Annotated in this window: 16 protein-coding genes; 6 read left to right on the forward strand and 10 right to left on the reverse strand. The window is 66.3% G+C overall.

The genetic code is table 11. From position 1 onward, the window contains the following. Positions 1–27 precede the first annotated feature (27 nt). Positions 28–1170, forward strand: a complete 1143-nt coding sequence (locus RM190_RS13285; RefSeq protein ID WP_311759936.1) for a GNAT family N-acetyltransferase — start codon at positions 28–30, stop codon at positions 1168–1170. Here the strand turns inward: RM190_RS13285 and RM190_RS13290 are convergent. Together RM190_RS13290 and RM190_RS13295 are read right to left on the reverse strand one after the other, a co-directional pair. Next, on the reverse strand, positions 1167–1952 hold the full coding sequence (locus RM190_RS13290) for a TIGR02186 family protein (protein WP_311759937.1): 786 nt from the start codon (positions 1950–1952) through the stop codon (positions 1167–1169). The two genes, RM190_RS13285 and RM190_RS13290, sit on opposite strands and share 4 nt — an antisense overlap. Beyond that, positions 1949–2872 (reverse strand): sulfite exporter TauE/SafE family protein, encoded by a 924-nt coding sequence (locus RM190_RS13295; protein WP_311759938.1) that lies wholly within the window; start codon positions 2870–2872, stop codon positions 1949–1951. Before RM190_RS13295 ends, RM190_RS13290 begins: the two co-directional genes overlap by 4 nt. Positions 2873–3086: 214 nt before the next feature. Between RM190_RS13295 and surE the strand changes: the two genes are divergently transcribed. The 3 genes from surE to RM190_RS13310 are packed head-to-tail and all read left to right on the forward strand — an operon-like array spanning position 3087 to position 5757. Next, positions 3087–3878 carry a 5'/3'-nucleotidase SurE gene (surE, locus tag RM190_RS13300; protein ID WP_311759939.1) on the forward strand — a complete coding sequence of 264 codons (792 nt, stop codon included), beginning with the start codon at positions 3087–3089 and terminating at the stop codon, positions 3876–3878. A 7-nt stretch (positions 3879–3885) separates the two neighbouring features. After that, the gene (locus RM190_RS13305) at positions 3886–4536 is read left to right on the forward strand and encodes a protein-L-isoaspartate(D-aspartate) O-methyltransferase (RefSeq protein ID WP_311759940.1); all 651 of its coding nucleotides are present in this window, start codon (positions 3886–3888) and stop codon (positions 4534–4536) included. 30 nt (positions 4537–4566) lie between these two features. Further along, complete coding sequence (locus tag RM190_RS13310) at positions 4567–5757, forward strand: LysM peptidoglycan-binding domain-containing protein (RefSeq protein WP_311759941.1); 1191 nt, start codon at positions 4567–4569, stop codon at positions 5755–5757. A 57-nt stretch (positions 5758–5814) separates the two neighbouring features. Here the strand turns inward: RM190_RS13310 and RM190_RS13315 are convergent, their stop codons facing one another. The 4 genes from RM190_RS13315 to RM190_RS13330 form a co-directional block, all read right to left on the reverse strand. Beyond that, positions 5815–6333, reverse strand: a complete 519-nt coding sequence (locus RM190_RS13315) for a hypothetical protein (protein WP_311759942.1) — start codon at positions 6331–6333, stop codon at positions 5815–5817. 32 nt (positions 6334–6365) lie between these two features. Further along, positions 6366–7763, reverse strand: coding sequence for a TolC family outer membrane protein (locus RM190_RS13320; protein ID WP_311759943.1), 1398 nt, complete (start codon positions 7761–7763; stop codon positions 6366–6368). A gap of 36 nt (positions 7764–7799) precedes the next feature. Further along, positions 7800–8453 (reverse strand): protein-L-isoaspartate O-methyltransferase family protein, encoded by a 654-nt coding sequence (locus RM190_RS13325; protein ID WP_311759944.1) that lies wholly within the window; start codon positions 8451–8453, stop codon positions 7800–7802. Positions 8454–8547: 94 nt separating this feature from the next. Further along, positions 8548–8994: a PaaI family thioesterase gene (locus RM190_RS13330; RefSeq protein ID WP_311759945.1), complete on the reverse strand. Its 447-nt coding sequence runs from the start codon at positions 8992–8994 to the stop codon at positions 8548–8550. Between the two features lie 253 nt (positions 8995–9247). Between RM190_RS13330 and RM190_RS13335 the strand changes: the two genes are divergently transcribed. Beyond that, entirely contained in the window at positions 9248–10081 is an 834-nt protein-coding gene (locus RM190_RS13335; protein WP_311759946.1) for an aldo/keto reductase, read from the forward strand. 88 nt (positions 10082–10169) lie between these two features. Further along, positions 10170–10613, forward strand: a complete 444-nt coding sequence (locus RM190_RS13340; protein WP_311759947.1) for an RbsD/FucU family protein — start codon at positions 10170–10172, stop codon at positions 10611–10613. A 16-nt stretch (positions 10614–10629) separates the two neighbouring features. On the opposite strand, the gene RM190_RS13345 is transcribed toward RM190_RS13340, so the two are convergent. The 4 genes from RM190_RS13345 to RM190_RS13360 all read right to left on the reverse strand — a co-directional run bounded on the left by RM190_RS13345 (position 10630) and on the right by RM190_RS13360 (position 16506). Continuing rightward, positions 10630–11016: a hypothetical protein gene (locus RM190_RS13345; protein WP_311759948.1), complete on the reverse strand. Its 387-nt coding sequence runs from the start codon at positions 11014–11016 to the stop codon at positions 10630–10632. Between the two features lie 69 nt (positions 11017–11085). Continuing rightward, complete coding sequence (gene selD / locus RM190_RS13350; RefSeq protein ID WP_311759949.1) at positions 11086–12129, reverse strand: selenide, water dikinase SelD; 1044 nt, start codon at positions 12127–12129, stop codon at positions 11086–11088. 1 nt (position 12130) lies between these two features. Further along, a complete protein-coding gene (locus tag RM190_RS13355) occupies positions 12131–15235 on the reverse strand; it encodes an efflux RND transporter permease subunit (RefSeq protein ID WP_311759950.1) in 3105 nt (1034 codons plus the stop codon). Next, the gene (locus RM190_RS13360) at positions 15235–16506 is read right to left on the reverse strand and encodes an efflux RND transporter periplasmic adaptor subunit (RefSeq protein WP_311759951.1); all 1272 of its coding nucleotides are present in this window, start codon (positions 16504–16506) and stop codon (positions 15235–15237) included. Before RM190_RS13360 ends, RM190_RS13355 begins: the two co-directional genes overlap by 1 nt. Positions 16507–16566 lie beyond the last annotated feature (60 nt).

Below are 16566 nucleotides of genomic sequence, written 5' to 3' on the forward strand. Positions count from 1 at the left end.
CGCGGCACCCCCGCTATCGTCCGCGGCATGAGCGAACTCAGCGTCTCCGTCCTGCCCGGGATCCTGGGCATCGACGCCGCCCTTTGGGATGGCTGCGGTGCGCAGGCGAATCCCTTCACCACACACCGCTTTCTTGCCGCGCTGGAGCAATCCGGCTCGGTAGGAGAGGGGACGGGTTGGCACCCGAGCCATCTTGTCGCCCGACTGGACGGCAGGGTGGCGGGCGTGGCGCCCTGCTATCTCAAGACGCACAGCCAGGGCGAATACATCTTCGACCATGCCTGGGCGCAGGCATTCGAACGCGCGGGCGGGCAGTATTATCCCAAGCTTCAATGCGCAGTTCCGTTCACGCCGGTGACGGGCCCGCGGCTGATCTCGGCCTTTCCCGAGGTGCAGGCGGCGCTGCTGCAGGCCATGGCGCAGGTCGTCCGGCAATCGGGGCTGTCCGGCGCGCATGTGACCTTCTGCACCGAGGCTGAGGCAGAGCTTGGCCGGGGCGTGGGCTTCCTGACCCGCGCCAGCGAACAGTTTCACTGGCAGAATGACGGCTATGCCAGCTTCGACGATTTTCTGGCGCAATTGTCGTCGCGCAAGCGCAAGGCGATCCGCAAGGAACGCGAACGTGCCCAGGCCTTCGGCGGCACCATCCGCAGCCTGCGCGGGGACGAGATCCTGCCCGCACATTGGGATGCGTTCTGGCACTTCTATCAGGACACGGGCAGCCGGAAATGGGGCCGCCCCTATCTGACGCGGGATTTCTTTGACCGGCTGCATGACACGATGCGAGATGATTGCCTGCTGGTTCTGGCCGAGCGTGACGGCCGCCCTGTCGCGGGGGCGCTGAACCTGCTGGGCAGGGATGCGATCTATGGCCGCTATTGGGGCTGCATCGAGGATCACCCCTTCCTGCATTTCGAACTGTGCTATCACCGCGCCATCGACTGGGCGATCGCGCACGGCCTGTCGCGGGTCGAGGCGGGGGCGCAGGGCGAACACAAGCTGGCGCGGGGGTATCTGCCCAGCCAGACCCATTCCCTGCATTGGCTGTCCGATCAGGGCCTGCATGACGCGATCGACGACTACCTGCAGCGCGAACGCCGCGCCGTCCGCGAAGAGATGGAAGTCCTGACCGAGATGGGGCCGTTCCGTCGCACCCCCCGCGATACCTAGCTGCGCTGCAACTGGCGGAAGGCGGCGGATGCGCCCCAGCCCGCGGCGACTGCCAGTGCCAGCGACATGAGCCCGTAAAGGAAGGGTTTTTCAAAGGCCAGCCGATACAGCCACCGCTCCAGCCCGACCTTGCGCACCTCGATCGGGGCGCGGAACGTGTCCTGTACCTTGCCGTCGCGGATCAGGAAGATGCGGGTCGCGTAAAGCCCCTCCATCAGGTTGGCGGGCAGGCGGACATCGGCGCGGAACAGCGTCTCTTCAGCCAGGCGGACCGCGCCTTCGTCCAGACGATACAGGTCGTGCTGTTCGCGCAGGCGGATCAGGGCCTCGGTATAGGGGACGACGTCATCGACCTCGGCCGCGCCGGCGAAGGCGCGCATGGCCAGCGGGACCGAGATGCGGAAACGACTGTCCTCGGCCGGGTCAAGAATCTTTTCCAGCGGGCGGGTGGTGGCCACGACATAGAAGTTCGGGGCCGAGGCGATGGCGACCTTGCCGGTATTGACCCAGATGCCGAAGCGCCGCTCCTTGTGGCGGACGGTGACGGGCAGGGCCGGGCCTTCGACGGTGACGATGACGTCCAGCGGCGTGGCCAGCGGCGGGGCCTCACGCTTGATCGCTCCATAGATGATGATCTCGGACCCGTCGAAGCTGGTGGTGATGTCGACGTCGTCGCGCGACAGGTCGGCGACGATCCGTTCGGGCGGCTTGGTTGGGGCAGCCTCTTGCGCGGCAAGGGGCAGCGCGCCCGCGATCAGGATGGCCAGGGCGCGCAGGATCATCCGATCACCCCCGGCGTCAGCGAATAAAGGTCGTCCGGCTTCAGCACCAGATCCAGCCCGAGCTTGCCGCAGACGGCCAGCACCAGCAGCGCCAGCAGGATGCGCAATTGCTCGGCCCGCAGTTTCGCGCCCAGCGTGGTGCCGATCTGCGCGCCCACGACGCCGCCGATGATCAGCAGAACTGCCAGCATGATGTCGACGGTGTTCAGCGAGACGGCATGCATCAGCGTCGTATAGGCCGACAGGAAGGTGATCTGGAACAGCGAGGTCCCGATGACGACCTTGGTGGGCATGCCCAGCAGATAGATCATCGCGGGCACCATGATGAAACCGCCGCCGACCCCCATCAGGGCGCCCAGGATGCCGACCGCGGCCCCGACCAGCAGCACCGGAATCACACTGATATACAGGCCCGAGGCGCGGAACTTGATCTTGAACGGCCCGCGATGGACCCAGCCATGCTGGTTGCGGCGCATCGGCTTGATCGGTCCGCTTTTCCGGGACCGGCGCAGGGCGCGGACGCTTTCCTGCAGCATCATCGCCCCGATCAGGCCCAGGAAGATGACGTAGCACAGCTGGACCACCAGATCGACCTGGCCAAGGCGCGACAGGATGTTGAAGAAAAAGACTCCGATCGAGGATCCGACCAGACCACCGGCCAGCAGCACCCAGCCCATGCGGAAGTCGACGGACTTGCGCTTCACATGCGACAGCAGCGCCGAGAAGGATGAGGCCACGACCTGATTCGCCCCGGTCGCCACCGCGATGGCGGGCGGGATGCCGATGAAAAACAGCAGCGGTGTGATCAGGAATCCCCCACCCACCCCGAACAGGCCGGACATAAGCCCGACGACACCGCCAAGCCCGACAAGTGCGAAGGCATTGACTGCCACTTCTGCAATCGGAAGATAGATCTGCATGTTCTGCCCGGCTCTGCTCGGTTTGATCCTGCCCTTAGCACTGCCGCGCGTCAAACGCTGCGGTTGTCCCTGCTTCGGGTTGTCGCAGCGCCGCCACGCGGATAATCATGTTTCTAACGGGGATTTGATTGCAAATATCGGACGGTCCGGGCGACGCGGGGGGAATTCAGGCCCCGATCCACACCGGGTTTCCGGCGCAGCACATGGGGACTGAATGCGGATCCTGCTTACCAATGACGACGGAATCAATGCGCCCGGGCTGGTCGCGCTGGCCGAGATCGCGGCCGAGATCGCGGGGCCCGAGGGTGAGGTCTGGACCGTCGCTCCTGCCTTCGAGCAATCCGGGGTCGGCCATTGCATCAGCTATGTCCATCCGACCCTGATCGCCGAGCTTGGCCCCCGCCGGTTTGCGGCAGAAGGTTCGCCCGCCGATTGCGTGCTTGCGGCGATTGGCGACGTCATGCGTGACAATCCCCCCGACCTTGTGCTGTCCGGCGTGAACCGGGGCAACAACTCGGGCGAGAACGTGATGTATTCCGGCACGATCGGCGGGGCGATGGAAGCGGCGCTTCAGGGTCTGCCTGCCATTGCCCTGTCGCAATACATGGGGTTGCAGACCGCGGGCCTGGCCGACCCGTTCGAGGCTGCGCGCCGCCACGGTCCGCGCCTGATCCGCCAACTTCTGGAACATGGCGACTGGACATCTGACGCGGATTTCCGGCTGTTCTACAACATCAACTTCCCGGCCTGCGACGCCGCATCGGTGCGCGGCACGCGCGTCGCGCCGCAGGGGCGTCGCGCGGGCGTGCGGTTCGAGGCGGAACCCTATCCCGCGCCGAATGGGCGGCGGTTCCTGTGGATCCTTGGCGGCTCGCAGACGGCCGAGGCCAGTCCCGGCAGCGACGTCGACGCAAACATGCGCAACTATATCTCGGTGACGCCAATGCGTCCGGACCTGACCTGCCACGCAAGCCTTGACGCGCTGCGCGTCCTTGAAGAGGGCTGATCCCGCGATGAGCGACGAACCCGAAGCCGCCGAAAGAAAGATGCGCTTCCTGTTCGCGCTGCGCCAGCGCGGTGTGACCGACCCCAGGGTGCTGGAGGCGATGGAGCGGATCGACCGGGGCGAGTTCGTGCGCGGTCATTTCGAGGATCGCGCCTATGAGGATACACCCCTGCCCATCCCCTGCGGCCAGACCATCAGCCAGCCTTCGGTGGTCGGGCTGATGACCCAGGCGCTTGAGGTCGGGCCGCGCGATAAGGTGCTCGAGGTCGGGACCGGCTCGGGATATCAGGCGGCGATCCTGTCCCTGCTTTGCCGCCGCGTCTATACGCTGGACCGACACCGCAGGCTGGTGACCGAGGCCGAGGCGATCTTCCGGCATTTCGGCCTGACGAACATCACCGCTATGGCGGCGGACGGCTCTCGCGGGTTGGCCGAACAGGCACCCTTCGACCGGATCATGGTCACTGCCGCGGCCGAGGATCCGCCGGGGCCGCTCTTGGCGCAACTGAAGATCGGCGGTATCATGGTCCTGCCGGTCGGGCAGTCGGATGCGGTGCAGACCTTGATCCGCGTGCGACGGACCGAAACCGGTTTCGATTATGATGAATTGCGGCAAGTGCGTTTCGTGCCGCTGGTCGAGGGGTTGGGCCAGACATGACCCCCGACTGAAGGATTGGGGATCGGGCAGATGGTAGATTTCGCGCGGCTTGCATGTGCTGCCGGGATGTTGGCGGTGGTGGTGGGCTGCAGCCCGCAAGGGGGCGTCAACCTTAGCACGTTGGACGCGGATTTGCGGGGATGGGGCGGCGGCGGACTGGACACAGCCCCGGCCGCAGCGGCGGCCGCGCCGCGTCCAGCGCCGGACAGCCGCGGGATCATCAGCTATCCCAGCTATCAGGTGGCGATCGCCCGTCAGGGCGACACCATCGCCGTAGTCGCCGCGCGGGTCGGCCTGAATGCGGCCGAACTGGCGCGCTACAACGCCATTGCGGCCGATGCGCCGCTGAATCCGGGATCGGTCGTCGCCTTGCCGCGTCGGGTCGCGGCTGGTGCGCCGGTCGCCGCGACCGGGGGCGCGCGCGTGACCTCGACCACCGGTCAGGTCAGCGATCCCTATGCCGGGCAAGGTGTCAGGCAACCGAATGTCCCGCCGCCTGCGGGTGCGACCGGGGCTGTGACGGCGGGCGCGGTCACGCAGCCAGCCGCAAGCCAGCCGCGCCAGCATGTCGTCGCGCAGGGCGAGACGGCGTGGTCCATTGCCCGCAAATACGGTGTCTCGGTCAATGATCTGGCGTCCTGGAACGGATTGCCGTCCAGCATGGCGGTTCGGAATGGCCAGCGCCTGCTGATCCCGGTCGCTGGTAAATCGCCGCAACCCCTTGCCGCGCTGACGGCACCCGGAACAGGCAGCCCGACGCCGCGGCCGCCATCCTCGTCCGAGCCGCTGCCGAACGAGAAGACCAAGCCTTCGAACAGTCCGACCAACAAGCCTGCAAGCCCGGATCTGGGCAAGACGCGCACGGCGGCCTCGGGCAATGGCAAGTTCCGCATGCCCGCGAATGGCGCGATCATCCGCACCTACGAAAAGGGCAAGAACGAAGGCATCGACATTTCGGCAGCGCCGGGCACCACGGTTTCGGCAGCAGCCGCCGGCACCGTCGCGGCAATCACCCGCGACACCGATCAGGTGCCGATCATCGTCCTGCGCCATCCCGACAACCTGATGACCGTATATGCCGGGCTGGACGATGTCGCCGTGACCAAGGGCCAATCGGTCGCGACCGGCACGGCCCTTGGCAAGGCCCGCAACAAGGGCGTGGTGCATTTCGAGGTCCGCAATGGCTTCGACAGCGTGGACCCCGAAAAATACCTGAACTGAACTGAACTGAAGTGAACTGCCATTGCCGCGGCGCGGACGCGGCATGGTGACGCAGGCTTAGGGGCCGATCGCGGCTTCGCGGATGACCGCCTCGATTTCCTGGCGAATGACCCGGTGCAGGTTGCGGCTGAAGGTCGCGCCCATCTCGCCCTCCATTTCCTCGCGCAGTGCCGCGCGGATCAGGCTGCGCAGGTCTTCGCGATCGGCATGCCCCTCGGGCGCCAGAAACATGTTCCGCAACTCGGGCCCTTGTGTCCTCTCGGGCGCGTCCAGAGGCGAGGCGATCTCCTCGATGACGGCGATCGTCGCTGCGGGCGGGGCCAGCATACGGGCCAAGGCGGCCTCGGCCTCCGCGAATTCGGCTGCTTCCTCTTCGCTCATGACGGGGTCTTCGAAGGGCGGCGGCGCGACCTGATCGGTCTGCGACAGGACCAGGGGCGAAGGTGCCGGCAGTTTCGTCATCACCGCCTCAGGAGTCGTTTCCTGCGCGATGAGGCGCCGGATCGAGGCCAAAACGTCACCGACATTCGCGGTCTGGGGCAGCGGCAGCCGCTGCACTGCCAGTTCAGCCTGCATGGCGCGCCCCCGCGGCAGGGGCGCAGCCGGCGTTATTGCTTGCCGATGGCGCGCAGCACGCGGTCGAGGCTTTCGCCCTGCCGGCTGGTGAAGGGTGCGTCCTGCACCGCATTGTAATAGGCCGTTGGGTCATAGGTCGGGATTCCCAGTTTCAGGTTCTCTACCGTCAACAGACCCATAGCGGACAGAAGTTGATAATGTGCTAATTGCAGGTTGGCTTCGGCGGTGATCTTGTTGGCCATCGCCTCAAGCACCGATTGCTCGGCATCCAGCACGTCCAGCGTCGTCCGCGCGCCCAGCAGGGATTCCTCGCGCACGCCGTTATAGGCCTGGCGGGCCGCGACGATCTGTTCGTCGATCGCACCGATCTGTGCGCGTGCCACATCGATGCCCGCCCAGGCATTGCCGACTGCCTGGTCGACCTGACGGGCGGTGTGCAGCAGCGATGACCGCGTGGCATCGCGCTGTGCCATGGCCTTGCGGTGGGCGGATGGCAGGCGTCCGCCCGAGTAGATCGTCTGCGACAGGTTCAACCCGATCGTGCCGACATCGGTGGTCGTGCTGACCCCGCCGCCGCTGATCGACTTGGACCGCGTCGTGCTGATGCCGGCGGTACCGGTCAGTTCGGGATTGCGTTCGGCGGCGGCGGCGGCAACGCCAAGCTCCGAGACCGCGGTCTCACGCTTTGCCTGCTGGATCAGCGGATGGGTACGCTGCCCGATTTCGCGCGCGGCGACCAGGTTCGCGGGCAGCTTCGGCGTCGGCGGCGGCGGGGCAAGGGTGCCAGGGAATTTGCCGGTCAGCGCGCGGTAATTCTCGCGCGCGATCTGCAGGTCGCCCTGCGCGGTGGCCAATTCCGCCCGCGCCTCGGCCAGGGCCGCATCGGCCTGCGACACGTCGGTTTGCGTAATCTCGCCCACTTCGAAGCGGTCCGTCGCGGCCTGTTGTTCCTGACCGATCACGCGGACCGAGTTCGATTGCAGCTCGACCTGCTCGGTGGCGCTGCGCACGTTCAGATAGGCTTCGACCGCGCCCAGAAGCACGTCCTGTTCCACGCCGACCAGCGCGGCGCGGGTCGCCAGAACCGATTCCTTGGCGATGTCGATGGCGATCGCATTCCGGCCCCAGTCGTACAGCGTCATCTGTGCCTGCAGCGACAGGCTGGCCGAGTTGGCGTCGAACCCCTCGATGTTCTGATAGGTGTATTCGCCGACCCATTGCAGGATCGGGCGCAGCGCGGCAAGGGCGGTGGCGGCATCTTCGTCGGCCGCGCGCAGGACGGCCCGGTTCTGTTCGAGCAGGGCCGAGTGCCGATAGGCCGCGACCATCGCATCGGCCAGCGTTTCCGCCTGAGCAGGCAGGGCCATGGCACCTGCAAGCGCCGCCGCGACGAGCGGCTTGCGCAGATTTCTCAGCCTGGTGCCCAACATGTCCTGCCCCTTTTGCGTGCCTTTTGCGTGGCTTTCTTACAAGACGAAACCCCGGACCTTCTCGAAGCCGGGCAGGACGGGCGCGCCCGCGTTGAAGGCAAAGCGCCAGTTGATGCGCCCCTCGACCTTGCGTCCGATGCGGACCGTGCCAAGATTGCCCTCGCGGAACAGCGCGACGACCCGACCGCCGTCGCGCAGCTGCTCGGCCAGCGCGGCGGGGAATTCCTCGATCGCGCCCTCGATCAGCATCGCGTCATAGGGGGCCTGGCTGGCGTAACCCTGGTTCAGCGGGCCGGTCACGACCGCGGCGTTGAAGACGTCCTGCGCGGTCAGGCGCGACTGCGCCTCGGCCGCCATGGCAGGGTCGTCCTCGACCGCGACCACGGCCTGGGCGATCATCGCCACCAGCGCGGCGGTATAGCCGTAGCCTGCACCGACATTCAGCACGAGGTCGCCGGACTGCAGGTCCAGCACCTCCATCATCTTGCCAAGGGTGCGCGGCTCCAGCAGCACCCGGCCTGCGCCAAGCTCGATGTTCTGGCCGGCATAGGCCACATCGCGGCGGGCGTCGGGTACGAATTGCTCACGCGGAACATGAAGCATCGCATCGATGACGGGATAACTGGTCACATCGTTGGGGCGGACCTGGCTATCGACCATCATGGTGCGGCGCTGGGCGAAATCGGTCATTCTGCGAACCCTGCTTTCGGTTGCTTTCGAGTCCTATTGCCACGAAAAAACCCGCTGGGCAACGCCACCCGCAACCAAGGCCGGGCGATGGCGGTCATGTGACCGCCCCTTGCGACCGCGTTGCGCCGACGTCATGCCATTCCATCACCATCTGCGTCTGGGTGACGATGGCGGCGACCTTCCCATCTGCGCGGCTGATCGTGGTCTGCCAGATCATCGTCGTGCGCCCCTTGTGAAGCGCGATGCAGCGGCCGTGGGCGACATCGCCGATGCGGATCGGGCGCAGGAAGTTGGTCTTGCTTTCCAGCGTGGTCGTCGCCTGTCCCGACCCCAGATTCAGGGTGGCTGCGGTTCCGCCCAGATTATCGGCAAAACCCATGATCGCGCCGCCATGCAGCACGCCATTGCGGTTCGACAGTTCGGCCGTCGCCGTCATCTCGGCTACGACCTCGTCGGGATCTGCCGACATGACCCTGATCCCCAGAAAATGTGCGAATGCCGGTTGGTCGGCTGCAAGCCTTTGACGTTCATCGTCCTGCATGGACCGTCCCTCTTTTGGGTCATGCTGAACCGCAGGGGCGGGGCCGTCAAGCCAAGGGCAGGGCGCAGGCATGTGTTGCCGCGGCCCTGTGTCCGCCATGCCAAGGCGGGGGATCTGCCGGTCTGGGCAGAAAACGGGCTTTCGGGCGCGGCGGACAAGGAATCCGTTGTTTCCGGGCCCGGTTCCGCGCAACATTCCGACCTGTCTCTGGCATCGCCACTGGTGCCGGAACCCGAAAAGGACAGATCCAGGAATGATCCCGCGCACCAAGCTTCCCGATGGCGAAACCGTTCCCTCACTGGGGCAGGGAACCTGGATGATGGCCGAAGATGCTGAGGATCGCGCCGCGGAACTCGCCGCGCTGCGGTGCGGGCTGGATCTGGGAATGACGCTGATCGACACCGCCGAGATGTATGGCGAAGGCGCTGCCGAGGAACTGGTTGCCGAAGCGATCGAGGGGCGGCGGGATGAGGTCTTTCTGGTCTCCAAGGCCTATCCCTGGCACGCCTCGGCGCGGGAACTGCCGCTGGCCTGCGCGCGCAGCCTGAAACGGCTGGAAACCGATCGGATCGACCTTTACCTGCTGCATTGGCGCGGCAAGGTGCCGCTGGACGAGACCGTCGCTGCGATGGAGAGACTGCGCGATCAGGGCCATATCCGGCATTGGGGGGTCAGCAATTTCTCGGTCGAGGATATGGACGAACTGATGGCCGCGGGCGGCAGGCGCTGCGCGGCGAATCAGATTCTTTACAACCTGACGCGGCGTGGCCCGGAATGGGACCTGCTGCCATTGCTCGAGGCGCAGGGAATCGCCGCGATGGCCTATAGCCCGGTCGAACAGGGCCGACTGGCCCGGCATCCGCGTCTGCACCGGCTGGGCGCGGACCTTGGCCTGACCGCAGCGCAGCTTGCGTTGGGCTGGGTTCTGAACCGCTCGGGCATGATCGCGATCCCAAAGGCCGGGCGGGTCGAGCATGTCCGCCAGAACCTTCGCGCGGTCGAGCTAGGCCTGCCGCGCGACGTCGTGTCCGAGCTGGATTCCCTGTTCCTCGCCCCCTCGGGACCGCGCCCGCTTGAGATGATCTGATCGCCGCGGCATTGACGACGGCGCGCTGACGGCATTTGTTGGCGCGATATTCCGAACGAACCGGGCCAACCGGACAGGAGGCTTTTACATGCTCAAGGGCATCGATCCGCGCGTTTCACCCGACCTGCTCTATGTGCTGGCGCAGATGGGTCATGGCGACGATCTGGCGATCGTGGACCAGAACTTTCCCGCCGCCAGCATCGCACGGGGCTTGCCCTATGACCGCGTGCTGACCGTCGGCGTGCGGCTGAACGTCGCCGTGACGCTTGTCACGAACCTGATGCCGCTGGACACCTTTGTCCCGGCGGCGGCGACGACCATGCAGGTGGTGGACGATCCCGAATCCGTCCCCGAGGCGATTGCCGAAACGATCCCGATCATCGAACGGGCGGGTTCGTCGCTGCAATCCATCGATCGCTTCGGTTTCTACGAGTTCACGCGCAACAGCTTCGCGATCCTGCAATGCCTGGACACGCGGCTTTACGCGAACATCATCCTGAAGAAGGGCGTGCTGCCGCTGATCGCCCGCTAGGGCGCGCAGCCTCGCATCAGCAGACCGGCGCGGGTTCGGGCCTGCCCTTCAGGTCCAGCCCGCGCGCGGTCGGCGCGTGCCAGGTCTTGGTGTGCCGCGTCGCGCCCGAGGGGTTGGTCCCGATCAAGGACCCCCCGGCACCCCCGCTCCATCCCGTCGAACCGGAATTTCCGGGCGCGGTTCCGTCGGCGCTGGCCGTGGGCGGGGTCGCGGGTTCGGCCTGTGCGGCGACCGGCGGGCAGTCACCGGCATCCGCCCTTACGGTTTCGGGGGGCTTGGCGGGCAATGCCGGGCTTGTGGTGGTCGTGCCGGACGCAGGCGGCGTTTCGGCCAGGGCGGGAAGCGCGACCGAAGCGGCGAACAGGGCGGCCGCAAGCAGGTGGGGCAGGCGATGACAGGACATGGGCTGATCCCTCCGTGATGGCAGGGGAACGCGCCGTGCCGGCGGCGGTTCCCCTTGCCTGCACCGGGGTCAGGCCACGGTGATGCCCGGCGTGCCCGCTTCGGCCCGCCCGATGATCGCGGCCAACGGAAAGCCTGCCGCACGAATGCTTGCCAGCAGGTCCGGTGCCGCATCCGCCGCGCAGGAGACCAGAAGCCCGCCCGAGGTCTGCGGATCCGTCAGCAGCGCACGCTGCCAGTCCGGCAGGTCGGGGGGCAGGCTGACCTCGGCGCCATAGGCAGCCCAGTTCCGGGTCGATGCCCCGGTGAAGTGCCCGGCCTTGGCAAGCTCTGCCGCGCGGTCCAGCAGGGGCAGGGCGGCCAGGTCCAGATGCAGGCGCAGCCCCGCGCCCCGTGCGATCTCCAGCCCGTGGCCAAGGATGCCGAAGCCGGTCACGTCGGTGATGGCATGAACCTCGGGGCGCTTCGCAAGGTCGCTGCCGATGCGGTTCAGGGTGGTGGCGCTGGCCACCATCTCGGCGATGCCCTGATCGTCCAGCGCACCTTTCTTGATTGCGGCGGAATAGATGCCGACGCCGATGCCCTTGGTCAGGATCAGCGCGTCACCCGGTCGCGCATCGGCATTGCGCCGCAATTCGGACGGATGGCAAAGTCCGATCACCGCAAGGCCATAGATGGGCTCGGGCGCGTCGATGGAATGGCCGCCCGCGACGGGAATGCCCGCCTCGGCGCAGATTTCGCGCCCGCCGGCCAGGATCTCGCGGATCTGCGCGGGGGCAAGCTTGTCGATCGGCATTCCCAGGATCGCCAGTGCCATGATCGGCCGCCCGCCCATCGCATAGATGTCCGAGATGGCGTTGGTCGCGGCGATGCGCCCGAAATCGCGCGGATCGTCCACCATCGGCATGAAGAAATCCGTGGTGGCGATGACGCAGGTATTGTCGTCGACCTGCCAGACTGCCGCGTCGTCCGCGGTTTCGGTCCCGACCAGAAGCTGGGGAAAGACATGCGTGACGGGCTGGTCGGCCAGCAGCTCTCTCAGGACCGAGGGGGCCAGCTTGCATCCGCATCCACCCCCGTGGGCAAGTGAGGTCAGACGGGGAAGTTCGTTCATCTCATTGCTCCTTCTTGCCACGCCGGTCGGTCAGCCTGCGCACGGTAACGTAGAAGGCCGGCACCATGAAGATGCCAAGGAAGGTTGCCGCGATCATGCCGCCCATCACGCCGATCCCGATCGAGTTCTGGGCACCCGCGCCCGCCCCGGTCGCCACCGCCAGCGGCAGCACGCCCAGGATGAAGGCCAGCGAGGTCATCAGGATCGGCCGCAGCCGCTGGCGCGCGGCCTCGGTCGCGGCCTCGATGGCGGATCGCCCCTTGTCCTGAAGCTCGCGCGCGAATTCGACGATCAGGATCGCGTTCTTCGCGGCAAGGCCGATCGTGGTCAGGATGCCCACCTTGAAATAGACGTCATTGGCCTGCCCAAGCGTCAGTGCCGCGATCACCGCGCCAAGGACGCCGACCGGCACCGCCAGCATGACCGAGAACGGGATCGACCAGCTTTCGTAAAGTGCGGCAAGCGACAGGAATACCACCAACGCCGACAGCGCGAACAGATAGGGCGCCTGATTCCCGGCCTGGCGTTCCTGATAGGACAGGTCCGTCCAGGCAAGACCGTAGCCGCCCGGCAGGGCCGCGACCATTTCCTCCATCGCGTCCATCGCCGTGCCCGAACTGACGCCGGGGCCGGGCTGCCCCTCGATCGAGATGGCGTCCAACCCGTCCAGCCGCGCCAGCCGGGGTTCGACCGGTTCCCAGCGCGTGGTCATGAAGGCCTTGAAGGGTACCATCTCGCCCTCGGAATTGCGGGCATACCAGCTGTCCACATCCTCGGGCTGCATCCGGTTCTCGGCCCGGCCCTGCACGACGACCGGGCGCAACTGCGCGCCAAGGGCAAAGTCGTTGACCTCGGTCCCGGCAAAGATCGTCGACAGCATCGAGTTCACGCCCTTGACCGAGACGCCGAAGCTTTCCGCCTTTTGCTGATCGATGTCGATGCGCAGCGCGGCCTCGTCCTCGGATGCGCCGCTTTCGACATTGTCGACACGGTTGTCCTGGGCCGCGTTCTGCTCCAGCAGGTCGGCGGCCTTGGTCAATTCCTCGACTCCTCCTCCGGACTGATCGAGCAGATAGAAGGTGAAGCCCGACGAGTTCCCCAGCCGCGGAATGGCCGGCGGCTGCATGAAGATGATCCGGCCCGCGCGGTGGCTTGCGAAATGCGCATTGGCACGCTGCGCCACGGCCGAGGCGGACAGCGTCTTGTCGCCGCGCGCGCCAAAGTCGCGCAGCTTCACGAAGACCATCGCCTGGTTCTGCGCGGTACCGGAATAGCCGAAGCCCATCGCGACGAAGACCGATTCCACGGCAGCCTTTTCGTCCTTCAGCATGTAGTCTTCGATTTCCTGCACCACGGCGGCAGTCTGCTGCGCGGTCGACCCCTCGGTCAGGGTGATGCGCGATTGCAGCACGCCCTGATCCTCGGTCGGGATAAAGGTCGTCGTCATGCGCTCGAACAACTGCAAGGCGCCGAAGCTGATCGCGGCCAGCACGATCATTACCAGAAAGGGACGATGCAGCGTGCGCCGGACGGTCGCGGAATAGCCGTTCGTCACCCGGTCGAAGCCGTGATTGAACCAGCGCGCCGGGGCAAATCGCGGCTCGCCGTGGCCGGGGCGCAGCAGGCTGGCGCACATCGCGGGCGTCAGGATCAGCGCGACCAGCAGCGACAAAACCATCGCGGTGATGATCGTCACCGAGAATTGGCGATAGATGACGCCGGTCGAACCCGCCATGAAGCCCATCGGCAGGAACACGGCGGACAGGACCAGCGCGATCCCGACCAGCGCCCCGCTGATCTGGCCCATGCTTTTCTCGGTCGCCTCGACCGGTCCAAGCCCATCCTCGGCCATCACGCGCTCGACGTTTTCCACGACCACGATGGCGTCATCGACCAGCAGGCCGATGGCCAGAACCATCGCGAACATCGTCAGCGTGTTCACTGAATATCCCAGTGCCGCGAGCATCCCGAAGGTGCCCAGCAGGACGACGGGAATTGCGATGATCGGGATCAGGGTCGCGCGCCAGTTCTGCAGGAACAGCAGGATGACCAGGAAGACCAGCACGATCGCCTCAAGCAGCGTGTGGTAGACCTTTTCGATCGACAGCTCGACAAAGGGCGCGGTGTCATAGGCGATATGGATCTCGACCCCTTCGGGCAGGGCGTTCTTCAGCCCGGCCAGCGTGCTGCGGACGGCCTCGGCCGTTTCGACCGCGTTCGCGCCCGTGGCAAGGTTCACCCCGAAACCCGAGGCGTTCATGCCGTTGAACCGGGAATCGCGGCCATAGCTGGTCTGGCCGATCTCGACCTCGGCGACATCGCCCAGCCGCACGGCGGCGCCGTCCGACCCGGTCTTCAGCAGGATGTTGCGGAAATCGTCGACCGAGGTCAGCTGGCTTTGCGCGGTGATCGTGGCGGTGAACTGCTGGCCCGCGATCACGGGTTGGCTGCCCAGATCGCCGACCGAGACGGTGCTGTTCTGCTCGGCCACCGCCGCGGTGATGTCGGTCGGCGTCAGCTGGAATTGCGCCAGCCGCAGCGGGTCCATCCAGATCCGCATGGCATAGCCCGAGCCGAAGACGTTGACCCCGCCGACACCTTCGGTGCGCTTGACCGGGCCTTCGACCACCTGTTCAAGCAGGTTGCCCAGTTCGATTGTCGAATGCTGCCCCGTGGTCGACACGAGCGCGCCGACCATCAGGATCGAGGATGAGGAACGGGTGACGTTCACGCCGTCGTTCTGCACCGGCGTCGGCAAGCGCCCCTCGACCGAGCGAACCTTGGACTGGACTTCGTTCAGGGCATCGACGGGATCGACGCTGTCGTCGAAGGTCATCGTGATGGTGGAACGCCCCTGCGCCGAGTTCGAGACGGTATAAAGCAGCCCGTCGAGCCCCGTCAGCGCATCTTCGATGGGGGTCGTGACCGAGTTCTGCACGGCCCGCGCCGTCGCACCGGAATAGTTGGCGGTGATGCGGATCGTCGTCGGCGCGATGTCGGGATATTGCGAGACCGGAAGCCCCAGCAGCGACCATGCGCCGACCAGCATGGTGACGATCGCGAGAACCCAGGCAAAGACCGGGCGGTGGATGAAGAAGCGGGCCATCAGTTGCCGCCCGCGGCTTTGTCCTGCCCCGCCTTGTCCGATTGCGCCTTGTCCTGATCACCTGACGCCTGCACGTCCTTATTCTGTCCGGCCGCGGGCTGATCGCCTTCGGCCTTCGCGTCGACCTCGCGGACCACGCCCTGCTCATCGATACGGACGGGCACGGTCTTGACCTCGGCGCCGGCGCGCAGGTTGTCCAGCCCGTCCAGTACGAGCTGCTCTCCGGGGCTGATGCCTTGGATGACCACCCAGTTGTTGCGGTAGTTGCCCTGCGCGCTCAGCGTGACCTGCTGGGTCTGGCCGTCGCGGACGACAAAGGCAGTCAGCGTCCCGTCCGAAGCCCGGCGCGTCGCGCGCTGCGGCACCAGAACGGCGCGAGTCGAGCCCAGCGTCATTTCGACACGCAGGAACTGGCCCGGCAGGATCAGCTTGTCGGGATTGTCGAATTGCAGGCGGATCGGCACGGTGCCGGTGGTGGGGGACACGGCGATGCCGGGGCTGACGATGCGCCCGGCGCCCTTGTATTCCTCGCCCGTCTCAAGGGTCAGCTGGGCCTGCACCTCGCCGGTGCTGACCAGCTTGCCCTTGTCGATCTGGGCGCGGTTGCGCAGGATGCTGGCACTGGATTCCGACACGTCCACATAGATCCGGTCAAGCTGGGTGATCGTGGTCAGCGCCTCGGACTGGTTGGCGGTGACGATATCCCCGACCGAGACCTCGGCCACGTCGGCCATGCCGTCGATCGGGCTGGTGATCTGGGTCCGGTCCAGCGACAGCCGCGCGGAATCGCGCGCGGCCTCGGCCGATTTCAGGTTCGCCTCGGCCTGTTTCAGCGCGACTTCGGCAGCGGCGCGGTCAACAGCGGAAACGCCCTTCCCCTCAAGCCGGATATAGCGGGTGACGGTGTTCTGGGCCTCGGTCAGTGTGGCCTCGGCACCGGCGACGCCGGCTTCGGCAGCGGCCAGGGCCGCAGCCAATGTCTCGGGGTCGATGCGGAACAGCACGTCTCCGGTCTTGACCGGGCGCGCGGGGTCATAGGTGATCTCAAGGATCTCGCCGCCGACCTGGGGGCGGATCGCGGTCTGCTGATAGGCGATGGCCCGGCCGGGCAGGGTCACGGTATAGGGCACGTCCTCTTCCGAGGTCACCATCACGCCGACTTCGCGCGGACCCTTCTGCGCTTGGCGGTGCTGTGCCCATGCCGGTGTCGTTGCCAATCCCGAAACCAGCAGCAGCGCCACCCATTTCGACATCGTTTGGCCAAATCTCATCTGCTGCCGATCCCTGCGGTTTGGTGTGCCCGACTCTCTAGTCGGCAAAACCCAATGGCA

Origin of the sequence: Paracoccus broussonetiae (assembly GCF_031854425.1) — a bacterium.
In the GTDB taxonomy this organism is placed as follows: Bacteria; Pseudomonadota; Alphaproteobacteria; order Rhodobacterales; family Rhodobacteraceae; genus Paracoccus; species Paracoccus broussonetiae.